Source organism: Micromonospora chersina (assembly GCF_900091475.1).
Classification (GTDB): Bacteria; Actinomycetota; Actinomycetes; order Mycobacteriales; family Micromonosporaceae; genus Micromonospora; species Micromonospora chersina.
Window position 1 is genome coordinate 4,722,255 of record NZ_FMIB01000002.1, and the last position, 20,123, is coordinate 4,742,377.

Consider the following 20,123-nt stretch of genomic DNA (forward strand, 5'->3'; position numbering starts at 1 on the left):
AGCGTACGACCCGGCTCCGGGGTACCTCGAAATGCGCGGACGGCTACCCTTGTACGGTGACGCTACGCCTGTATGACACCGCCACCCGTTCGGTGCGGGACTTCGTCCCGCGGGAAGCCGGCAAGGTGGGGGTCTACCTGTGTGGTCTCACCCTCCAGGCCCCGCCGCACATCGGCCACCTTCGCTCCGGTGTCAACTACGACGTGCTGCGCCGCTGGCTCACCGCCTCCGGTTTCGAGGTCACCTTCGTCCGCAACCTGACCGACATCGACGACAAGATCCTGGTCAAGGCGACGGAGCAGGAGCGGCCGTTCTGGTCGATCGCGTACGCCAACGAGCAGATCCTGGCCGCCTCCTACCGGGCGCTGAACGTGCTGCCGCCGACCTACGAGCCGCGGGCCACCGGGCACATCCCGGAGATGCACGAGCTGATCGCCCGGCTCATCGAGACCGGGCACGCCTACCCGGCCACCGACGGCTCCGGCGACGTCTACTTCGACGTGGCCTCCTGGCCGGCGTACGGGTCGCTGTCCGGCCAGTCACCGGAGGACATGCAGTCCGCCGGGGACGCCCCGGACCGGGGCAAGCGCGACCCCCGCGACTTCGCGCTCTGGAAGGGCGCCAAGCCGGGCGAGCCGGCCGACGCCTACTGGCCGTCGCCGTGGGGCCGGGGCCGGCCCGGCTGGCACATCGAGTGCTCGGCCATGTGCTGGCGCTACCTCGGCCCGGAGTTCGACATCCACGGCGGCGGGCTCGACCTGACCTTCCCGCACCACGAGAACGAGATCGCCCAGTCGCAGGCCGCCGATCTGCCGTTCGCCCGCTACTGGGTGCACCACGGCCTGCTCGGCATCGGCGGCACCAAGATGGGCAAGTCGCTGGGGAACACCCTCGACCTCGACTACGTGGCCTCCCTCGGGGTGCGCCCGGTGGAGCTGCGCTACTACTACGCCGCCGCCCACTACCGGTCCCGCATCGACTACTCCGAGGACGCGCTGCGGGAGGCCGCGGTCGCCTACCGGCGGATCGAGGGCTTCGTGCAGCGGGCCGCCGAGCGGGTCGGCGCCGGGCAGCCCGGCGAGCTGCCGGCGGGCTTCGTGGCGGCGATGGACGACGACCTCAACACCTCGGCCGCCCTGGCCGTGCTGCACGAGGTGGTCCGGGACGGCAACACCGCCCTGACCGCCGGCGACGATGTGACCGTCCGCACGACCCTCGCCGCCACCCGGGCGATGCTGGATATCCTCGGCGTCGACCCCCTGGACCCGGCCTGGACCGGCGGTGGCCGCGCGGACGATCTGCGCGGCGTGGTGGACTCCCTGATCGCGCTGGCCCTGGAGCAGCGCGCCCAGGCCCGCAGCCGCAAGGACTGGGCCGCCGCCGACGCCGTACGCGACCAGCTCAAGCAGGCCGGCGTGGTCGTCGAGGACACCCCCCAGGGCCCGCGTTGGACTATTGGAGAGCAGGACTGATGGCCGGCAACTCGCAGCGCCGTGGCCGGCGACTGACGCCGAAGGCGGGTGCCCCGAAGGGCTCCGGCGGCAAGAACAAGGACTCCCTCGCCGGCCGGGGCCGCACCCTCCCCGCCGACGAGCGGCCGTGGCACAAGGCGTACTCGGGCACCGAGAAGCTGCCCCAGCGCACCGCGTGGAAGCAGGACAAGGAGCGCCGCGCGGCGGCCGAGGAGGGGCGTGCCCCCAAGATCGGCCAGCCGGGCAGCAAGGACACCACCTGGGGCAAGGGCGGGGGCCGGGGCGTCCCCGCCGCGAAGGGCCGCGGCGGCAAGCCCGCCGGTCGGTCCGGGCCGCGGGTCGCACCCGGCCGCAAGGCCAACCCCGCCAAGGACAGCCCGGAGCTGCTGGTCGGGCGGAACCCGGTGCTGGAGTCGCTGCGCGCCCAGGTGCCGGCGACCGCCCTCTACACCGCCCAGGGCATCGACATCGACGACCGGGTCAACGAGATCGTGCGCACCGCCGCCGACCGGGGCATCGCGATCCTGGAGATCAGCCGGGCCGAGCTGGACCGGATGACCGGCGGTGTGCTGCACCAGGGCGTCGGCCTCCAGGTGCCGCCGTTCGCGTACGAGCCGTTCGAGGACCTCATGGCGGCCTCGCTGGAGCAGGCCGCCCCGCTGCTGGTCGCGCTCGACGGGGTCACCGACCCGCGCAACCTCGGCGCGGTCATCCGGTCGGCCGCCGCGTTCGGCGCGCAGGGTGTCTTCGTACCCGAGCGGCGGGCCGCCGGGATCACCGCGACCGCCTGGCGGACCAGCGCCGGCGCGGCCGCGCGGGTGCCGGTCGCGCAGGTCACCAACCTGACCCGGTCGCTCAAGGCGTGCAAGGACGCCGGCTTCATCGTGGTCGGGCTGGACGCCGACGGGCAGACCGACCTCTACGACCTGGAGGCCGCGGTCGGCCCGCTGGTCGTGGTGGTCGGCTCGGAGGGGCGCGGCCTGTCCCGCCTGGTCGGCGAGACCTGCGACCTGACCGTCAGCATCCCGATGGTCTCCGACGTCGAGTCGCTCAACGCCAGCGTCGCCGCGGCGGTCACCCTCGCCGAGGTCGCCCGCCGCCGCTCCGTCGAGGCGTAACGACGACACGAGAAAGGGGCGGTCCGCCGTGGCGGGCCGCCCCTTTCTTCGCGTACGTCAGATCCGGTTGCCGGTGGCGGCGTGGAAGACGTGGCTGCGGCCGGTGCGCGGCTTGACGAACACGGTGTCGCCCATGTTCGGCATCGAGCGCCGGTCGGTGCGGACCACGAACCGCTCGTTGTGGCCCTCGAGCGCGGCGTGGCCGTAGACGTTGGCGTCGGAGCCCAGGTCCTCGACCAGCTCGACCACGACCGGCATGCCGCCCTCGGTCGGGCTGACCAGGTCGCAGTCCTCCGGGCGGAAGCCGACGGTCACCTTGCCGTCGCCGCCCTCGGCGCGGGCCGCCTCGACCTGCTCGCGGGTCAGCGGCACGTTCAGCTCGGCGAACGCGGCGCCGTTCTCGGTCAGCGGCACGGTCTTGATGTTCATGGCCGGGGAGCCCATGAAGCCCGCGACGAAGACGTTGGCCGGGGTGTCGTAGAGCGCCCGCGGGGTGTCCACCTGCTGGAGGACGCCGTCGAGCATGACGGCGACCCGGTGACCCATGGTCATGGCCTCGACCTGGTCGTGGGTGACGTAGACCGTGGTGACGCCCAGCTTGGCCTGGAGCGACGCGATCTGCGTGCGGGTCTGCACCCGGAGCTTGGCGTCGAGGTTCGACAGCGGCTCGTCCATGAGGAAGACCTGCGGCTCGCGGACGATCGCGCGGCCCATGGCGACACGCTGGCGCTGGCCACCGGAGAGCGCCTTCGGCTTGCGGCTGAGGAACTCCTCCAGCTGGAGCAGCCCGGCCGCCTCCTTTACCCGCCGGTCGATCTCCGACTTCGAGGTCTTGCGCAGCTTGAGGGCGAACGCCATGTTCTCGTACACCGTCATGTGCGGGTAGAGGGCGTAGTTCTGGAAGACCATCGCGATGTCGCGGGCCTTCGGCGGGAGGTGGGTGACGTCCCGGTCGTCGATGTAGATCGCGCCGTCGTCGACGTCCTCCAGGCCGGCGAGCATCCGGAGGCTGGTGGACTTGCCGCAACCCGACGGGCCGACCAGGACGAGGAACTCCCCGTCGCCGATCTGGAGGTCGAGCTGGTTGACCGCGGGGCGTTCGGTGCCCGGGTAGATCCGGGACGCCTTCGCGTAGGTGACCGTAGCCATGGTGGAGCGCTTCCTTTCACCGGCAGGAACGTGCCGGACGATCCGAGTGGAAGGAGCGACCGGCACCCGAGGCGCCGGCCAACGGGCGGTCGCCGGGCAGCCGAGGCCAACCGGACTGTCGTCCGTGTCACTGCACCGTAAACGGGTTTGGCGAGCCTGCCAAGACGGGAGGCAGCCGGTGGGACGGAGCGCATACGGCATAACGGTCAGTCGGGCACGGTGAGGTATCAATCTCCACGGTCGTCGTGGCGTGCGGGCGTCGATCCGTTGGCGTCGAGGTCAGGAAATTGACGTTTTCCGTGCTCGGGAGCCCTGCCGAACGGGATTTCCGGCCGTCGGTCGCTATGCTGAGCCCGGACCACACGCCCCTGTAGCTCAGCTGGCCAGAGCACTCGCCTTGTAAGCGAGATGTCGCCGGTTCGATCCCGGCCGGGGGCTCCATTTCCCTGAGGTGTCTCGCGGCGGCAGCCGCCGCGGGACGCCAGGCTAGGCGGATCCTCCGCCGGCGTGCTCGCGGGCCCGCCTGATGCTGGCCACCTCGCCCTTGATCGGCCACCAGTAGAACGGGACGAACGCGGCGAGCACCACCAAGCCGAGAACCGGGTGCCACGCGCCCAGGGCGGTGCCGGCGGCGATCCACACGGGTGCCGGCCGGAAGCGCCTGCTGATCGCCGCCGCGGCGGCCGGGTCGGTGTCCGCGTCCAGCAGGCGGCGGCCGTGCCGCGCGTACTCCCAGATGACGTTGAACAGGATCGCCGCCACCTCGTACGCGATCCCGTAGAAGACGACGGCGGTCCGCTCTCCCTCACCGGACTCGAACGCGCCGGCCAGGACGGCCGAGGCGAAGGGCAGGAACGCGATCTGCATCAACAGGAGGGTGTTGAAGAGCAGGACCAGGCGATCGGCGGCGCGGATGTGGTCGAACATGACGTGGTGGTTGACCCACATCTGACCGATGAGCAGGAAGGTGAGGAAGTACGCCGCGTAGGACGGCCAGAGTTCCCGCAGGCCCTGCCACAGGTGCCGGGTGTCCTCGGGCGGGCGGATCTCCAGGACGAGCAGCGTGACGGCGATGGCGATGACCGCGTCACTGAACCCGACGACCCGTCTCGGGTTCCGTTCCGCACCTACCGGCGTGCTGCGCCGGTCCTTCCGGTCACCGCCGGCCCTGCGCGACCAGGGCATTCCCTCACGAGCCACCGCTGGCCTCCTCGGCGCGGACCTGGTCGACTCCAGCCCGGCAGCCTTCCCCCTCGTTGTCGGGGACAAACCCGCCACCCCGGGGCGGAGGTGCGCACACACCCCCGCCCCGGGCGTCGGTTAGCCCCAGTTCTGCGGGGCCGGCTGCCGGGTGGTGGCGTTGATCCGGTTGAAGAAGTTCGTGGTGGCGATCCAGAGCACCAGCGCCGCGAGTTCCTTCTCCCCGAAGTGCTTCGCCGCCTCGTCCCACACCGCGTCCGGCACGGCGTCGCTCCGGTCGGCGAGCCGCGTGGCGTGCTCGGCCAGGTCGAGGGCGGCCCGCTCCGCGTCGGTGAAGTACGGCGTCTCGCGCCAGGCGGCCACCGCGAAGAGCCGCTCCTCGGTCTCGCCGTTCTTCCGGGCGCCCCGCGCGCCGGAGTCGACGCAGGCGCTGCACCCGTTGATCTGGCTGGCCCGCAGGTGGACCAGTTCCAGGGTGGTGCCCGGCACGCCGGCCGAGTACGCGGACTTGTAGAGCAGGTTGACCGCCTTCACGGCGTCCGGGAGGAGGGCTGCCGGGTTCGGGATGCGAGCGTCGAGAGACATTTTCATCCGTCCTGTCCTGTTAGGCTGGCCCGCGTTCGCCGCGCGGCCGCTGTCGTCGTCCGTCACCGGGTTGTCGAGGGCGGGACCGGCGGCGTGACAGATGTGACGGCGGTCACCCGGAGAGCGTGGGGGATGGCGGGGCCGTGAGCGACACCGACCTGTTGGTCCGCAGCTTCGAGGAGCAGCGCCCGCGCCTGCGCGCGGTGGCCCAGCGGATGCTCGGTTCCGGCGCCGAAGCCGACGACGCCGTGCAGGACACCTGGCTCCGGCTGAGCCGCGCCGACGTCGACGCCATCGACAACCTGCCCGGGTGGCTGACCACCACGGTCGGCCGGGTCTGCCTGGACCGGCTGCGTTCGGCCAGCAGCCGGCACGAGGAGGCCACCGACGAGGCGGGGGACGGGCCGGCGGGGGAGGCGGTCGGCGGGCGGGACCCGGAGCAGGAGGCGCTGCTCGCCGAGTCCGTCGGCCAGGCGCTCGAGGTGGTGCTGACCACCCTCGGCCCGACCGAGCGGCTGGTGTTCGTGCTGCACGACATGTTCGCCGTCTCCTTCGAGGAGATCGCGCCGGTGGTGGACCGCACCACTCCCGCGGTCCGGCAGATCGCCAGCCGGGCCCGCCGCCGGGTGCAGACCCGGTCGGCCGACCCGGTCGCCGACCCCGTGCGCCAGCGCCGGGTGGTCGAGGCGTTCCTCACCGCGTCCCGGGAGGGTCGCTTCGACGACCTGGTCACTCTCCTCGACCCGTACGTGGTGCTGCGCGCCGACGCCGCCGCGGTGCGGATGGGCGGAACAGCGGAGTCGCGCGGCTCCTCGGTGGTGGCCGACTTCTTCAACGGCCGCGCCCAGGCCGCCGTGCCCGCATTCGTGGACGGGCTGCCCGGCGCCGTGGTCGTCGTGGACGGCCGGACCCGCCTCGCGCTCAGCTTCACGGTCACCGACCGGATCATCGGCATCGAGGTGGTGGCCGATCCCGAGCAGCTGCGCCAACTCGACCTGGTGGTCGGATGAGCCGCGCGGTCGAGGAGTCGAACCGGGCGATGCTGCGGGCCCGGGACGCCATGGACCGGGCGTACGCCGAGCCGCTCGACGTGCCCGCGCTGGCCCGGATCGCGCACGTCTCGGCGGCGCACTTCATCCGCACCTTCCGGGCGACCTTCGGCGAGACCCCGCACCGCTACCTGCAACGGCGCCGGGTGGAGCGGGCCATGTACCTGCTGGTGCAGACCGACCAGCCGGTCACCGAGATCTGCCACCTGGTCGGGTTCGGCAGCCTCGGCACCTTCAGCCGGACGTTCCGCGACATCGTCGGCGAGTCGCCGTCGGCCTACCGACGGCGCAAGGTGGCGCCGGTGGCCGCGCCGAGCTGTTTCACCATGGCCTGGATGCGGCCCAGCGCGGCGGTCACCGGCCGCGGACGCGACGACGCACGGTGACCCAGAGCCGGTCGCCGAGCCGGGTTCGCCGGATCCAGCGCAGCGCGGCCAGCCGGCCGGTCGCCGGGGTACGCGGGCGCGGCGGCGCGACGAGCCGGGCGTAGGTGGTGCCGGTCGACGCGCGGGTGGTGCCCGGTTCGAGCCGCTCCGAAGCCACCGCCAGCGCGGTGAACTGCTGGAGGACGCGGGGATCGGGTCGGCCGCCCCGGACCGCGGTGCGCAGCGCCTGCTCCACGGCCGGCCGGCGCATCAGTCCGGTGAGCGGCCCGTGCGCGGTGTCCAGCAGGTCGGCGACGGCCGTCACCCCGTCGCCCTCCCAGACCCGGGTGGCGGTGGACGGCCCGGTGGCGGCGCTGACGAACGGCACCTCCGCCCACTCCGGCACCAGCCGGGCGATCAGAGCGGTGTGCAGCAGCCGGTCACGTTTCTGGGCCACGCCGAGGGCGAAGGTGGTGGCCACGAAGCCCGGCGCCAGGAACGGGGTGACCATCCCGGTGAGGTACGCGGAGGTGCACCACCGGCGCATCCGCTCGACGAGGTAGAGGTAGTCGACCAGGTGCTCGTCGCGCAGGCCGAGGCCGCGGGCGTGGGCCAGCACGGCGGTGACCCGGTCCCGTTCGGCGGCCACCGCCTCCGGCGCCGCGGCGGCGTGCGGCACGCCGGCCAGCAGCTTGGTCAGGCCCGCCTGCTCCGGGGTCGGCACGGGATCGGCACCGGCCGCCGGGTACCAGTAGCCCACCGCGAGTTCGCCCGCCGCGCCGGTGAGGCTCGCCGGGCGGACCGCCTCGGGCAGCCGGTCGCGCACGGCCGGGCGGACCAGGTAGGTCGAGGGGAACTGGTGGTCGTGCAGGTGGGCGAGGCGTCGGGCGCGCTCGCGCAGGCCGGTGCCGAGCACGCTGGCCGGGGCGGCGGCCAGCTGGGTGCGGTGGTCCAGGCGCAGTCCCCGCTTCTCCCGGAGGAGTTGCACCAGCCGGCGGGCCACGTCGCCCTCCGCCGGGGTGTCGTCGTTGGTGACCAGCCGGGGCGCGCGGCCTGCGGCGATCAGCGTCGCGGCGATGAGCCGCGAGTCCCGGCCGCCGGAGAGACCGAGGGTCACCTCGGCGTCGTGCAGCGGGTGCAGGCTGGCCGCGGCCCGGGTCAGGGCGTCGGCCGCCCGGTCCAGCCGTTCGTCGAGCGGTCGTCCCTGGTCGGCGTGCCCGCCGCACACCACGTCGTCGGTGGCGTACCGGAGGTCGGTGTCGAGGTGCCAGCCGCCCTCGGCCCGGCGGCGACCGGTGACCCGTTCGCCCGGGCGCAGCAGCCGGGTGCCCTCGACCGGTGACAGGTCGCCGCCGAAGTGACCGCAGAGGGTGTACGAGGTCCAGCCGGCCACGTCCGGCCGGACCCTGCCGTGCAGGAACGCGGCGAGCAGGCCGGGGCGGGTGCACCAGGCGCTCACCCCGTCGCCGGCCCCCGTGAACACCCGGGCCATGCCGAGCCAGTCCTGTTGCAGGGTGAACCGGTCCCGGTGCAGCGCCAGCAGCCCGAACGGGGGCACCACCTCGCGGTGCACGTCCTCCCCGGCGAGCAGCCGCGCGGCCAGCGCGGCCGGACCGCCCGCCGTGTCGAGACCGACCGGTATCCCCAACGAGATGGCGGTGACCGGGCCCTCCGTGCCGACCGTCGGCCACCGGTACGCGCCCGGGTCGGCCGGGTGCAGCACCAGGACGCCCCAGTCGTCACCGCCGAACTCGTGCCGTCGCCAGGTGTCGGGCACCACCTCGGCGGCGGCCCGCTCGAACCGGTCCAGCCGGGCGGCCCGCGCGGGCCCGGACAGCGGAGCGGCGGCGAACCAGGCAAGCATCACGTGCATCTGCGGTCCCTCCGGGTCGCGGTGGAGCAGCTGCGTGGCCAGCAAGTTAACAATCGATCACGCCGGGTGGTGTCCCGTGCGGACAAACGACGCAGGCCGGACGGCGTTGCGTCCGCACCGGGGGCCGCGCGGGGGCGAACCCGTCACTTTTGGATAAGCAGCAGGTCAGCGGGCTGCTCTAGCGTTCCAGGCATGACGATGACCTCGATTTCCCGCTCCCAGATCTACGTCCTCGACCAGGACGAGGCGCTCGACTTCTACGTCGGCAAGCTCGGCCTCGAGGTGAGCACCGACCAGGACCTCGGCTTCATGCGGTGGCTCACGGTCAACGTTCCGGGCGACCCGGAGCACGAGATCCTGCTGGAGAAGCCGGGCCCGCCGGCCCTCGACCCGGCCACCGCCGAGCGGGTCCGCGAGCTGCTGACCAAGGGTGCGATGAGCGGCTGGCTCTGCCTCACGACGGACGACGCCCGCAAGTCGTACGAGGACCTGGTGGCCAAGGGCGTGGACGTGACCGACGAGCCGACCGAGCGGCCGTACGGGATCGACTTCGGGATCCGCGACCCGTTCGGCAACCGGATCCGCATCGGTCAGATGCACCCCCGCCCCTGACCGGCGGGACAGTGCGGTCGGGAGCGGGCGGCTAGTCTCGCCTCTCCCGACCGCGGAGGTGACCCGAGTGCCCAGCCGTCTGCTCTACCTGGTCCGGCACGCCGAGCAGGACCGGCCGGAGGAGGAGGCGGACACCGGCCTGTCGGCGCGTGGCCGCCGGCAGGCGACGCTGCTGGGCGAGCGGTTGCGCGGCACCGACTTCGCCGCCGTCCACCACGGGCCGGCCCGCCGCGCCGCGGAGACCGCCGCGCTGGTCGCCGCCGCGCTGCCGGGTGTGCCGGTGCACGAGGACGACCGGGCCGGTGACCACATGCCGCACGACACGGACCCGGCCGTCCTGCCCGAGCCGTACGCGGCCTTCCTGGCCGGGTTCACCGAGCGGGAGCGGCGCGACGGGCCGCGCGTGACGGCGGAGGCCGTGGCCCGCTTCGCGACCGCGCCCGCCGAAGGCGACGTACGCGAGTTGGTCGTCACCCACAACTTCCTGGTCGCGTGGCTGGTCCGGCACGCCCTGGAGGCCCCGGAACGCCGCTGGATCGGCCTCAACCACCAGAACGCCGGCCTGACCGTCATCCGCTACACGCCGGCCGCCCCACCCACCCTGATCGCCCTCAACGACGTGGCCCACCTGCCCCCGGACCTCCGCGCCACGGGCCTTCCCCCGGCCTACCGCGTCTGACTCGGTACCACGCCGTCGACCATGAGGTTGGCGGGGTTGAAGCGGACATTCCGCACCGCCAACCTCATGATCAACGAGGCGGGGGAGGTCGGCGTCAGGCGGCGAGGAGCTTGACCACGGCTTCGGCCAGGGCGCGGGCGGACTGGGGGTTCTGGCCGGTGGCGAGGCGGCCGTCGACCACCACCTGCTCGGTGAAGTTGGGCGCCGGGACGTGCTGGGCGCCGGCCTCGGTCAGCTTGTCGGCGAGCAGGAACGGGACCTCTCCGGTGAGGCCCACCGCCGCCTCCTCGTCGTTGGTGAAGCCGGCCACCCGCTTGCCGGCGACCAGGTGGGAGCCGTCGGAGAGCTTCAGGTTCACCAGCGCCGACGGGCCGTGGCAGACGGCGGCCACCACCCCACCGCGCTCATAGATCGAGCGGGCGATCCGGGCCAGGTCCGGGTCGTCGGGGAAGTCCCACATGGTGCCGTGGCCGCCGGCGAAGAAAATCACGTCGTACCCCGTCGGGTCGACGTCGGCGGCCTTCGGGGTGCTCGCCACCCCGGCGGTGGCCAGGAAGTCGTTCTGTGTCTTGTCGTTCTCGTCCCGGCCGTCGAGCGGCGGCTGTCCGCCGGCCACCGAGACGAGGTCGACCTGGTAGCCGGCGGCCCGGAAGACCTCCCACGGCTCGGCGGCCTCGCCCACGTAGAAGCCGGTGCGGCGGCCCGTCCGGCCCAGCTCGGAGTGACTGGTCAGCGCGATGAGTGCACGAGTCATGCCGACCATGCTGGCGCGCGGATCCATAGCTGACCAATAGGCCGAGGTCACCCCGGCGATAGGTTTGCTGATGTGAAGGTGTCCCTGGACCTGCTCCGCAGCTTCCTCGCCGTGCACCGCTCGGGGTCGGTCACCGGCGCGGCGGAGCTGCTCGGGCTGGCCCAGCCCACGGTGACCGCCCAGCTGCGCGCGCTGGAGGAGGCGGTCGGCCGGCCGCTGTTCGAGCGGCTGCCCCGGGGCGTCACCCCGACCGCCGCCGGGAACGAACTGGCCCGCCGCGTCGCCGACCCGCTGGACCGGCTCGCCGCCGTGCTGGCCGAGGATTCGGCCACGTCGTACCCCCGGACGGTCTTCCTCGGCGGGCCGGCCGAGTTCCTCGCCGAGCGGGTGCTGCCGGCGCTGGCCGGGCCGGTTGCCGACGGCCTCGAACTCCGCGTCTCCGCCGGGCTGCCGGAGCGGCTGGTGGACGACCTGGTGGCCGGGCGGCTCGACCTGGCGGTGACAAGCGTGCGCCCGCGCCGCCGGGGCGTGGTCGTGGAGCCGCTCTACGACGAGGAGTTCGTGCTGGTGGCGGCGCCGGCCTGGGCCGGGCGGCTGCCCGACCCGGTCACCGCCGCGGCGCTGCGCGAGGCGCCGCTGGTGGCGTACGGGGAGGAGGCCCCGATCCTGCGCCGGTACTGGCGGACCGTCTTCGACACCCGGCTCACCAGGACGCCCAGCCTGGTCGTGGCCGACCTGCGGGCGGTCCGGGCGGCGGTGGTGGCCGGCGCCGGGGTGAGCGTGCTGCCGACGTACCTCTGCGGGGGTGAGCTGGCGTCCGGCGCGCTCCGGGCGCTGCTCGCGCCGCCGGTGCCGCCGCTCAACACGCTCTTCCTGGCGGTCCGGCCCGGGGTGGCCGGGCGGCGGGAGGTCCAGGCGGTCCGGCGGACACTGCTGGCGGCGGCGGCCGACTGGTGAGCGTCGGGGTCAGCCGGTGGCGCGGGTGAGCAGGTCGACCACGGCGGCGGTGGCGGGCGGCGGGGTGGCCTCGGGTGGGCAGTCCACGTAGCTCGTGGTGGTCGGGCCGACGGTGAGCCGGTAGCTGAACGCGTCCGCGCACATGGTCACCGGGACGGTGGCGGCGGCCTCGGCGGCCAGCCGCGAGTCCGCGGCGAGTTGCCGCAGCCGGTCGAGGTCGGCGGCGCTGAGCTGGCCGGTTCGGGAGGCGCCGGTCCGGTCGACGCGGGTCCACCGGCCGTCGGGCTGCACGGTGACGGTGTCGTTGAGCCCCACGATGCCGCCGGACTTCGTCAGCTCCACCGGCACGGCCGGCGCGGCGGTGGTCGGTGCCGGCCCGGACGACGCGGGCGCGTCGCCGTTCTGGGCGCAGGCGGCGAGCGGGGTGAGAAGCGCGGCGAGGAGGGTCGCCGCGACGGGGGTGGCTCTCATGCCGATCGGACGCACGGTGGAGCCACCCGGTTCCGACACACTCCGTCGCATCGTCCGAACGGTCAGTGTCTCCGGCAGGAAAGCGCTCGCACCCTTTCACGTTCTTCGATGTATCGCTATATCTACATCAGTGACTACCCCCGTCACAACTTCCCCCCTTCAGGAGGGCCCGTGAAGAGATCCCTCGCCGCCGCCAGCGCAGCGCTGCTCACCAGCGGCGTGCTGACCTGCGTCACCACCACGGCGTACGCGGCAACCCCGAGCGCCCCGTCCCCCGAGTCCGCCGCCGCAACCCGGGCGGACAGCCTGCTCCGTGCCAACCCCGGTGCCGTTCAAGGCGCCGGCGGTGAGGCCTACCAGGTTGTCCGCACGAAGGTGGACCCGTCCGGGGCCACCCACACCCGCTACACCCGGACCTACCACGGCCTGCGCGTCTACGGCGGCGACTTCGTCGTGCACACCGCGCCGAACGGCACCATGGCCGGGACCTCGGTCGGCCTGGCCGCGCCGCTCACGCTGAGCACCACGGCCAAGGTCGGCTCGGCCGCGGCCAAGGCCAGCGCGCGCAAGGCGTTCTCCGGCTCGCTCACCTCGGTGGGCACCCCCGAACTCTTCGTCGACGCCAGTTCCGGCAAGGGCCGGCTGGCCTGGGAGACCGTCGCCAGCGGCTGGAAGGCGGACAAGCAGACGCCGTCCAGGCTGCACGTCGTCACGGACGCGACCACCGGCGCGCTGATCGGCTCCTACGACGAGATCGAGACGGTGGTCGGCAGCGGCCAGGGCATCTACACCGGCACGGTCAGCATCGACACGACGCTCTCCGGCAGCACCTACCAGATGGTGGACCCGTCGCACGGCAACGGCCGCACCTGCGACATGAACAACACCACCGGTGGCACCTGCACCACCTTCACCGACCCCGACAACAACTGGGGCAACGGCACCAACTCGAACCGGCAGTCCGCCGGCGTCGACGCCCACTTCGGCGCGGCGAATACCTTCGACTACTTCAAGAACACGCACGGCCGCAACGGCATCTTCGGCAACGGCGCGGGCGTGCCGAGCCGGGTGCACTACGGCAGCAACTACGTCAACGCCTTCTGGGACGGGTCCCAGATGACCTACGGCGACGGCTCGGGCAACTCCCGTCCGCTGGTCTCGCTCGACGTCGCCGGCCACGAGATGAGCCACGGTGTCACCGAGGCGCTCGCCGGCCTGGTCTACTCCGGTGAGCCCGGCGGCCTCAACGAGGCCACCAGCGACATCTTCGGCAACATGGTGGAGTTCTACGCCGCCGCGCCGAGCGACCCGGGTGACTACCAGGTCGGTGAGAAGATCAACATCAACGGCAACGGTACGCCCCTGCGCTACATGTACAACCCGTCGCTGGACGGCTCGTCCGACTCCTGCTGGTCGACCAGCACGAAGAACAAGGACGTGCACTACTCCTCCGGCGTGGCCAACCACTTCTACTTCAACCTGGCCGAGGGCACCGGCTCCACCGCGTACGGCACGTCGCCGGTCTGCGGCTCGGCGCCGGCGGTGACCGGCATCGGTCGCGCCAAGGCGGAGAAGATCTGGTACCGGGCGCTCGACGTGTACTTCACCTCGAACACCTCGTACGTCAACACCACCACCCCGTCGAACACCGCCCGGGCCTACACCCTCAAGGCGGCGACCGACCTGTACGGCAACTGCTCCACCGAGTACAAGACCGTCCAGGCGGCGTGGACCGCGGTGAACGTGGCCGGCAACGACGCGCCCTGCGGCTCCACCGGCAACGACTTCTCCGTCTCGCTCTCCCCGACCTCCGGCTCGGTGACCGCGGGCGGTTCGGTCTCCACCACCGTCGCCACCGCCACCACCAGCGGGACCGCGCAGACCGTGACGTTCTCCGCGTCCGGCCTGCCGACCGGCGCCACCGCGTCGTTCAGCCCGTCCTCGGTGACCTCCGGCGGCTCGTCCACGCTCACCATCGCCACCACGGCGAGCACCCCGTCCGGCACCTACTCGGTGACCGTCACCGGCGCCGGCTCGGTGAACCACTCGGCGACCTACACGCTGACCGTGAACGGCACGGGCGGCGGCTGCACGGGGGCCGGCCAGAAGCTCGGCAACCCGGGCTTCGAGTCGGGTAACACGGTGTGGTCGTCGACCTCGGGTGTGATCGGCCAGTACGGCTCCAGCGGCCAGCCGCCGCGTACCGGCACCTGGAACGCGTGGCTGGACGGCTACGGCAGCACCCACACCGACACGCTGTCGCAGTCGGTGAGCCTGCCGGCCGGCTGCACCTCGTACAACTTCACGTTCTGGCTGCACATCGACTCGGCCGAGACCACCACCAGCGTCCAGTACGACAAGCTGACCGTGCAGGTGCTCAACTCCTCCGGCACCGTGCTGGCCACCCTGGGAACCTGGTCGAACCTGAACAAGGCCAGCGGCTACAGCCAGAAGTCCTTCTCCCTGGCCTCGTACGCCGGCCAGACCGTCACAGTGAAGTTCACCGGCACCGAGGACTCCTCGCTGCAGACCTCGTTCGTCATCGACGACACCGCGGTCAACGTCTCCTGACCTGACCGCCCGACCCCCGGGGCCCGGCGGCCACCCCACGCGGGTGGTCACCGGGCCCCGCCCGTTACGGTCGGAGCCATGTCCGACGCGGAACTGACCGTCACGGTCGACGGCCCGGTGGCGACAGTGGTGATCCGGAACCCGGCGCGCCGCAACGCCATGACGCCGGCCATGTGGCGCCAACTCCCGGTGCTGCTCGACGGCCTGGAGGCCGATCCGGCGGTCCGCGTGCTCGTGCTCACCGGAGCCGGCCGCACCTTCTGCGCCGGCGCCGACCTGGGCGACCTGGACGAGCTGCTGGAGGCCGGGGACGGCAGCATCGCGGTGGCCGCCGAGGAGCGGCTGGCCGCCTTCGGCCGGCCCACGGTGGCCGCCATCGAGGGCGCCTGCGTCGGCGGCGGCTGCCAGCTCGCCGTCGCCTGCGACCTGCGCCTGGCCGCGACGGACGCCCGGTTCGGCGTACCCCCGGCGCGGTTGGGTCTGGTCTATCCCGCGCCGACCACCCGGCGGCTGGCCACGCTCGTCGGACCGTCCGCGGCGAAGCACCTGCTCTTCACCAGCGAGCTGGTCGACGCCGAGCGGGCGCTGCGGATCGGGCTGGTCGACGAGGTGCTGCCGACCGACGCGCTCGCCGCCCGGGTGGCCGCGATGACCGCCACCATCGCCGAGCGCTCCCGGCTCACCGTGGCCGCGGCCAAGGAGATCATCGACGGGCGCGCCGACGCCGACCGGATCGCCTGGTGGCACGGGCAGGTGCGGGAGAGCGGCGAGGCCCGCGAGGGGATCGCGGCGGTTTCCGAGCGCCGGCCGCCGCGCTTCGGCTGGACCCCGCCGGCCGCCGGCTGACGAGCGAGCCTACGGACGCCGGTGGGGGCGGGCGTGCCGCCCCCACCGGCGCCGGTCAGGCCGGATCCGCGAGCACGATGGTGATCTGGCTGGTGCGGTCGTGGCGCACCCGGACGCTCGTGGCCGAGTCGCGGTCGGTGCCGCCGTACCAGCCTCCCGGCGAGGAGAGGGCGGGCCCGTACCGGACCTTCACCGACTGGTCCGCGAGACCCTCGACGACCCGCGGCCCGTAGAACGAGAACTCCTTCACCAGGTCGCCGGTGGTGGCGTTGTAGACCTCGCCGGCGAACCAGCCGTTGTAGGGCTGCCCGTCCTCCGACGTGACGGTGAGGCCGAGCCGGGCACCGGAGCGGGTCAGCGAGGCGTCGGCGACGCCCGGCTGGTCGACGCCGGCCCGGATCGCCTTGGCGGTCTTCCGGTCGGCGGCGCCGCCCGACCACACGGCCGCGTACGGCTCGACGTAGTCATAGAAGTGGGAGAACTCGAGCGGCCACTCGTACGGGCCGAGGGTCGGCACCGTGTAGACGCCGTCGGAGCCGGCGCAGAACGGGCCGACGCCGGGGACGAAGCTGCCCTGCCGCACTGGCAGCACGGCGGCGCAGCCGTTGCCCAGCGGCTCCTTGGTGTCGGCGTCCCGAATGGTTCCGGTGATGCGGGCGGCCGGATCGAGCCGGACGGTCGGCACCGTGCTGAGCCGGCCACCCTCGCCCGTCACCAGCAGGGCGTCCTGCTGCCGGCCGACTCCGCCGTTGCGGCCGACCCACTGCATGCCGTGCACGTCGTCGCCGGGTAGGACGAGCACCGTGTAGTCGCCGGGAGCGAGTTCGCCCACGGTGATCCGGCCCTGGTCATCGGTGTAGTTGACGTCCCACTGGCAGGTCTGGTCGTCGAGCGCGCCGAAGACCATCGGCAGCAGCGCGACGCAGGTATAGGGCACCGGCTCGCCGGTGGCCCGGTCGACCACCGTCGTGGTGATGGCGGTCGTGGGTCGGAGGGACACCTCGACCCGGGTGGTCTGGCCGAGGACGACCTTGACGCCCTTGACCTCCTGCCGCGCGTGCAGACCGTCGGAGGAGCGCAGGTAGAGGGTGTAGCTGCCGGATTCGAGGTTCTCCAGCCGCAGGTGTCCTCCGGTCGCTCCACACTGGAGCGAATACTCCTGGACCCCCGCGCAGAAGGCGTCGACCGGCGCTCCCGTGGTGGCGTCGGTGGCCACGACCTCGACCACGCCGGGCAGGAGCATGGTCTCCTCCGGCACGGTGGCCGTCTGGCCGGAGCTGACGGTGACGACGTCGGCGGTGGAGTAGCCGAGCTTCTCGTGCGACCACTGGTAGCGGCCCAGGAAGCCGTACTGGATCTTGTAGGTGCCGACCGGCACGTCGGCGAAGCGGAAGGTCCCGTCGGCGTCGGTCAGCACCTGTCCGCTGCTGGCGCCGTCGGTGGTGAAGAGGTTGACGGTGACGCTGCCGGGCTTCTCCGTCACGACGTGGCCGGTGATCGCGCCCGGCGTGGGTTCCTCGGCGTACGCCGGCGTGGCGGTCAGCGCGGCGGTGAGGCTCAGCAGCAGGCCGGCGGCGAGCGCGGCGCGCCTGCTGGCGGGTCTGGTCATCTGTTTCCCCCGTTTCGACGGTGGGAGCGAGCGGGTGCCGGCCCGCGGGATGCCCTGTCGCCGGTCCGCCTGCCCACGACCGGTGCTCCGGTCGCGAGCACGCTACTCCGCACCGCGCCGCCCACGCAGTCCCGAGAAGCGGGAACCGGCCGTACGGCTCGGCGGAGGACCACCGAGTCGACGGCGTGGCTCCGCCGATCAGATAGATCCTGGTCACGTGGCCCGCTCGGGCCCGAACGGGACGGTTCACGACGCCCGGGATGGCTAGCATCCTCATCGATCGCCCCGTTGTGGGGGTGATCGACAAAGGAGGACCGTCCACGTGACACTCAGAACCCGCGACGCACGGGGGCGCGGGCGCACGACACTGCGGGGGGCGATCGCCGCACTGGTGCTGGGAGCCGTCGTGCTCCCCCCGGTGTCGGCCGCCGCCGCCGAGCCGCACTTCGTGCTCACGCCCTCTCTGCTGGCGTACACCGACTCCACCACCCCGGACACGGCCGTCTTCTACCCGAGCGGCGGCGACCTGCCCGTCGGCTCGTGGCGCGACGAGGAGTCCACCCGGCACACCTCTCGCGCCTACGTGACCTTCGACATCGGCGGCATCTACGTCGGCCGGCTGAGCAGCGCGACCCTGGTCGCCCGCGAGAGCCGCGCGAACGACTGTGCGAAGCCGCGGACCGTCGTCGCGCTGCCCACCGCGCCCTTCACCGGCGACAACAGCTGGTCGAGCCCGCCGAAGACGATCGGTAAGGAGGTCACCGCCACCGCCGAGGGCGGCGACTGCACCTCGTGGCGCACCATGTGGAACCTCACCACCGCGCTCACCGACGCGCTGACCCGCGGCGATCATCAGCTCACCGCCGAGCTGCGGGTCCCCAAGAAGTACGAGGGGGACGTCGCCTACGGCCGCTGGCTGGAGACCAACGAGTTCCGGTTCGAGGTGGAGTTGAAGAACACCGCTCCGCTCAAGCCGACGAAGCTCTACAACGGCAACACCGAGACGCCGTGCGGCCCGGACTACTTCGCCCGGTCCAACTTCAGCGTCTTCGCGGACATGACCGACCGGGACCGCGATCCCGGCGACTCCCTGACCCCGGAGTTCGAGTTCTGGCCGCTCGCCGACCCGTCGGCCACCACCGCGATGACGATCGGCATCTCCAGCGGGGGCGACGGTCTCAGTGGCGTGGGCAACGTGCCGGTGGACACCCTGGCCGACGGCGAGTACGCCTGGCACGCGCGGACCTATGACCAGCGGGCCTGGTCGCCGTGGAGCGACCCGTGCCGGTTCACCGTGGATCGCACCGCACCGGGTGTGGCGCCCACCGTGGCCTCCCCCGAATACCCGGAGAACCCGGCCAGCCCCACCGGTGGCACCAGCGTGACCGGAACCTTCCTCTTCACCGCTCACGGCGTGCCGGACGTGGTCGGCTTCCGGTACGGCGACAGCCAGTGGAGCATGTACAACCAGGTGCCGGCCGACCAGCTCGGCGGCGCCGCGACCATCCGGTGGCAACCCCGCAGCGCGGGTGAGCAGACCCTGTACGTGGTGAGCGTGGACCGGGCCGGCAACAGCTCGCCCGTGCGCTCGTACACCTTCAAGGTGCGCGACCTGACCGTCACCGCCTGGTCGACCAGGCAGGAGCCGGACCCGTCCGGTGCCGGCATCCTGGTGAGCATGCGGTTCGGCACCCAGCCGGGCAACGGCATCACCACCGTGACCTACCGGGTGGACGGCGGCGCGGAGCAGTCGGTCCCGGTCGACGCGCAGGGCGTGGCCGAGCCGGTCCTCGGCCCGTTGAAGGGTGGCGAGCACACGCTCGCGTACGCCGGGCGCAGCGCCACGGGCGAGGTGCTCTACCAGGCAGAGACAACCCTCTACGCGGACGACGCCCCGTCGATCGCCTCGGACGGTGTCTACCCGATCGACGGGTCCGGCGGCGGGGTCGGCGTGCCGGGCGTTTTCACCGTCACGCCGACGGTCACCAGGGACGCGACCGCCGTCACCTGGTTCACCACCCAGAACAGCGAGCACCTCGACGTGTCGCTGGACGCCGACGGCAAGGCCCGGGTCACCTTCACCCCGACCGCCTCGGGCTGGACCTACTTCTGGTTCTCGGTGAAGTACGCCGACGGCACCTCGTCCGGCTGGCGCTCGTTCTCGGTCACCGTCGACTGATGGCGGCGGGGGTGCGGGACCATTCCCGCACCCCCGGCTCCCGGGACCGGCGGGCGCCGCGCCGGAGGCGTACCTCCGACGCGGCCCCCTGTGCCCGCCGGCCGTCCGTCACCGCGCCAGGGCGGCCCAGCTCGGCGTCCCCGGCTCCCGCCGCAGCGGCATGCCCGCCTCGGCCGGGGTCCGGTCGCCCTTGCGCTGGTTGCACGCGTAGCAGGCGGCGGTGGTGTTCCCCCAGGTGTTCCGGCCGCCGCGCGAGCGGGGCAGGATGTGGTCGACGGTGCTGGCCGGGCCGTCGCAGTAGGCGCACCGCCGGCCGTCGCGGCGCAGCACCCCGCCCCGGGACCAGGCCGGGCCGGCGCTGAACCGCCAGCGCGTCACCACGTACCGGACGAGGCGGACCACGCGCGGCATCGGGAAGACCCCGATGACCTGGTCCGGCTCGGCCTCGTGGATCTCGGCGACCCGCCGGCAGAGCATCCGGATCGCGTGCTGGACGGTGACCCGGTGCAGCGGGCCGAGGTCGGCGTTGATGACGAGGACGGCGTCCACCGGGCTCTCCCTTCACGATCGGTGGTACGGCAGCAAAAAGCCGCCCGGTCCACGGGACCGGGCGGCGACGACGGGGACGCGCGGG

The 20,123-nt window shown here is 72.9% G+C and carries 18 protein-coding genes and 1 tRNA gene; 11 read left to right on the plus strand and 8 right to left on the minus strand.

The window, feature by feature from the left end:
• Nucleotides 1-56: 56 nt before the first annotated feature.
• Both cysS and rlmB read left to right on the plus strand, forming a co-directional pair.
• On the plus strand, nt 57-1,472 hold the full coding sequence (gene cysS, locus GA0070603_RS21930) for a cysteine--tRNA ligase (protein WP_091317259.1): 1,416 nt from the start codon (nt 57-59) through the stop codon (nt 1,470-1,472).
• Nucleotides 1,472-2,590, plus strand: coding sequence for a 23S rRNA (guanosine(2251)-2'-O)-methyltransferase RlmB (gene rlmB / locus GA0070603_RS21935; RefSeq protein WP_091317262.1), 1,119 nt, complete (start codon nt 1,472-1,474; stop codon nt 2,588-2,590). The genes cysS and rlmB overlap by 1 nt, the downstream gene beginning before the upstream one ends.
• Before the next feature lie 57 nt (nt 2,591-2,647).
• Here the strand turns inward: rlmB and GA0070603_RS21940 are convergent, their stop codons facing one another.
• On the minus strand, nt 2,648-3,739 hold the full coding sequence (locus tag GA0070603_RS21940) for an ABC transporter ATP-binding protein (protein ID WP_091317264.1): 1,092 nt from the start codon (nt 3,737-3,739) through the stop codon (nt 2,648-2,650).
• A 364-nt stretch (nt 3,740-4,103) separates the two neighbouring features.
• On the opposite strand from GA0070603_RS21940, the gene GA0070603_RS21945 reads away from it, so the two are divergent.
• A tRNA-Thr gene (locus GA0070603_RS21945) sits at nt 4,104-4,180 on the plus strand.
• A gap of 45 nt (nt 4,181-4,225) precedes the next feature.
• On the opposite strand, the gene GA0070603_RS21950 is transcribed toward GA0070603_RS21945, so the two are convergent.
• Together GA0070603_RS21950 and GA0070603_RS21955 are read right to left on the minus strand one after the other, a co-directional pair.
• Nucleotides 4,226-4,939 (minus strand): TMEM175 family protein, encoded by a 714-nt coding sequence (locus GA0070603_RS21950; protein WP_244282582.1) that lies wholly within the window; start codon nt 4,937-4,939, stop codon nt 4,226-4,228.
• 120 nt (nt 4,940-5,059) lie between these two features.
• Entirely contained in the window at nt 5,060-5,524 is a 465-nt protein-coding gene (locus GA0070603_RS21955; RefSeq protein ID WP_091317266.1) for a carboxymuconolactone decarboxylase family protein, read from the minus strand.
• A 143-nt stretch (nt 5,525-5,667) separates the two neighbouring features.
• Between GA0070603_RS21955 and GA0070603_RS21960 the strand changes: the two genes are divergently transcribed.
• Entirely contained in the window at nt 5,668-6,534 is an 867-nt protein-coding gene (locus tag GA0070603_RS21960; RefSeq protein WP_208862929.1) for a sigma-70 family RNA polymerase sigma factor, read from the plus strand.
• The gene (locus GA0070603_RS21965; protein ID WP_091317269.1) at nt 6,531-6,959 is read left to right on the plus strand and encodes a helix-turn-helix domain-containing protein; all 429 of its coding nucleotides are present in this window, start codon (nt 6,531-6,533) and stop codon (nt 6,957-6,959) included. Before GA0070603_RS21960 ends, GA0070603_RS21965 begins: the two co-directional genes overlap by 4 nt.
• On the opposite strand, the gene GA0070603_RS21970 is transcribed toward GA0070603_RS21965, so the two are convergent.
• A complete protein-coding gene (locus tag GA0070603_RS21970) occupies nt 6,928-8,811 on the minus strand; it encodes a hypothetical protein (protein WP_091322188.1) in 1,884 nt (627 codons plus the stop codon). The two genes, GA0070603_RS21965 and GA0070603_RS21970, sit on opposite strands and share 32 nt — an antisense overlap.
• Nucleotides 8,812-9,003: 192 nt before the next feature.
• Between GA0070603_RS21970 and GA0070603_RS21975 the strand changes: the two genes are divergently transcribed.
• A complete protein-coding gene (locus GA0070603_RS21975; protein WP_091317272.1) occupies nt 9,004-9,423 on the plus strand; it encodes a VOC family protein in 420 nt (139 codons plus the stop codon).
• A 67-nt stretch (nt 9,424-9,490) separates the two neighbouring features.
• Nucleotides 9,491-10,102, plus strand: a complete 612-nt coding sequence (locus tag GA0070603_RS21980) for a histidine phosphatase family protein (protein WP_091317274.1) — start codon at nt 9,491-9,493, stop codon at nt 10,100-10,102.
• 94 nt (nt 10,103-10,196) lie between these two features.
• Here the strand turns inward: GA0070603_RS21980 and GA0070603_RS21985 are convergent, their stop codons facing one another.
• Entirely contained in the window at nt 10,197-10,856 is a 660-nt protein-coding gene (locus GA0070603_RS21985; RefSeq protein ID WP_244282583.1) for a type 1 glutamine amidotransferase domain-containing protein, read from the minus strand.
• Between the two features lie 72 nt (nt 10,857-10,928).
• Here GA0070603_RS21985 and GA0070603_RS21990 point away from each other — a divergent pair, with 72 nt between their 5' ends.
• Nucleotides 10,929-11,813: a LysR family transcriptional regulator gene (locus GA0070603_RS21990; protein ID WP_091317278.1), complete on the plus strand. Its 885-nt coding sequence runs from the start codon at nt 10,929-10,931 to the stop codon at nt 11,811-11,813.
• Between the two features lie 9 nt (nt 11,814-11,822).
• Here the strand turns inward: GA0070603_RS21990 and GA0070603_RS21995 are convergent, their stop codons facing one another.
• Entirely contained in the window at nt 11,823-12,284 is a 462-nt protein-coding gene (locus GA0070603_RS21995) for a protealysin inhibitor emfourin (RefSeq protein ID WP_139131915.1), read from the minus strand.
• Between the two features lie 171 nt (nt 12,285-12,455).
• Here GA0070603_RS21995 and GA0070603_RS22000 point away from each other — a divergent pair, with 171 nt between their 5' ends.
• On the plus strand, nt 12,456-14,855 hold the full coding sequence (locus GA0070603_RS22000; RefSeq protein ID WP_091317283.1) for a M4 family metallopeptidase: 2,400 nt from the start codon (nt 12,456-12,458) through the stop codon (nt 14,853-14,855).
• Nucleotides 14,856-14,933: 78 nt separating this feature from the next.
• Nucleotides 14,934-15,701 carry an enoyl-CoA hydratase/isomerase family protein gene (locus tag GA0070603_RS22005; protein WP_091317285.1) on the plus strand — a complete coding sequence of 256 codons (768 nt, stop codon included), beginning with the start codon at nt 14,934-14,936 and terminating at the stop codon, nt 15,699-15,701.
• 55 nt (nt 15,702-15,756) lie between these two features.
• Here the strand turns inward: GA0070603_RS22005 and GA0070603_RS22010 are convergent, their stop codons facing one another.
• A complete protein-coding gene (locus tag GA0070603_RS22010) occupies nt 15,757-17,310 on the minus strand; it encodes an MSCRAMM family protein (RefSeq protein WP_091317287.1) in 1,554 nt (517 codons plus the stop codon).
• 322 nt (nt 17,311-17,632) lie between these two features.
• Between GA0070603_RS22010 and GA0070603_RS22015 the strand changes: the two genes are divergently transcribed.
• Nucleotides 17,633-19,489 (plus strand): hypothetical protein, encoded by a 1,857-nt coding sequence (locus tag GA0070603_RS22015; RefSeq protein ID WP_139131916.1) that lies wholly within the window; start codon nt 17,633-17,635, stop codon nt 19,487-19,489.
• Nucleotides 19,490-19,597: 108 nt separating this feature from the next.
• Here GA0070603_RS22015 and GA0070603_RS22020 read toward each other — a convergent pair whose 3' ends face one another.
• Nucleotides 19,598-20,038 (minus strand): HNH endonuclease, encoded by a 441-nt coding sequence (locus tag GA0070603_RS22020; RefSeq protein WP_091317293.1) that lies wholly within the window; start codon nt 20,036-20,038, stop codon nt 19,598-19,600.
• Nucleotides 20,039-20,123: the final 85 nt, after the last annotated feature.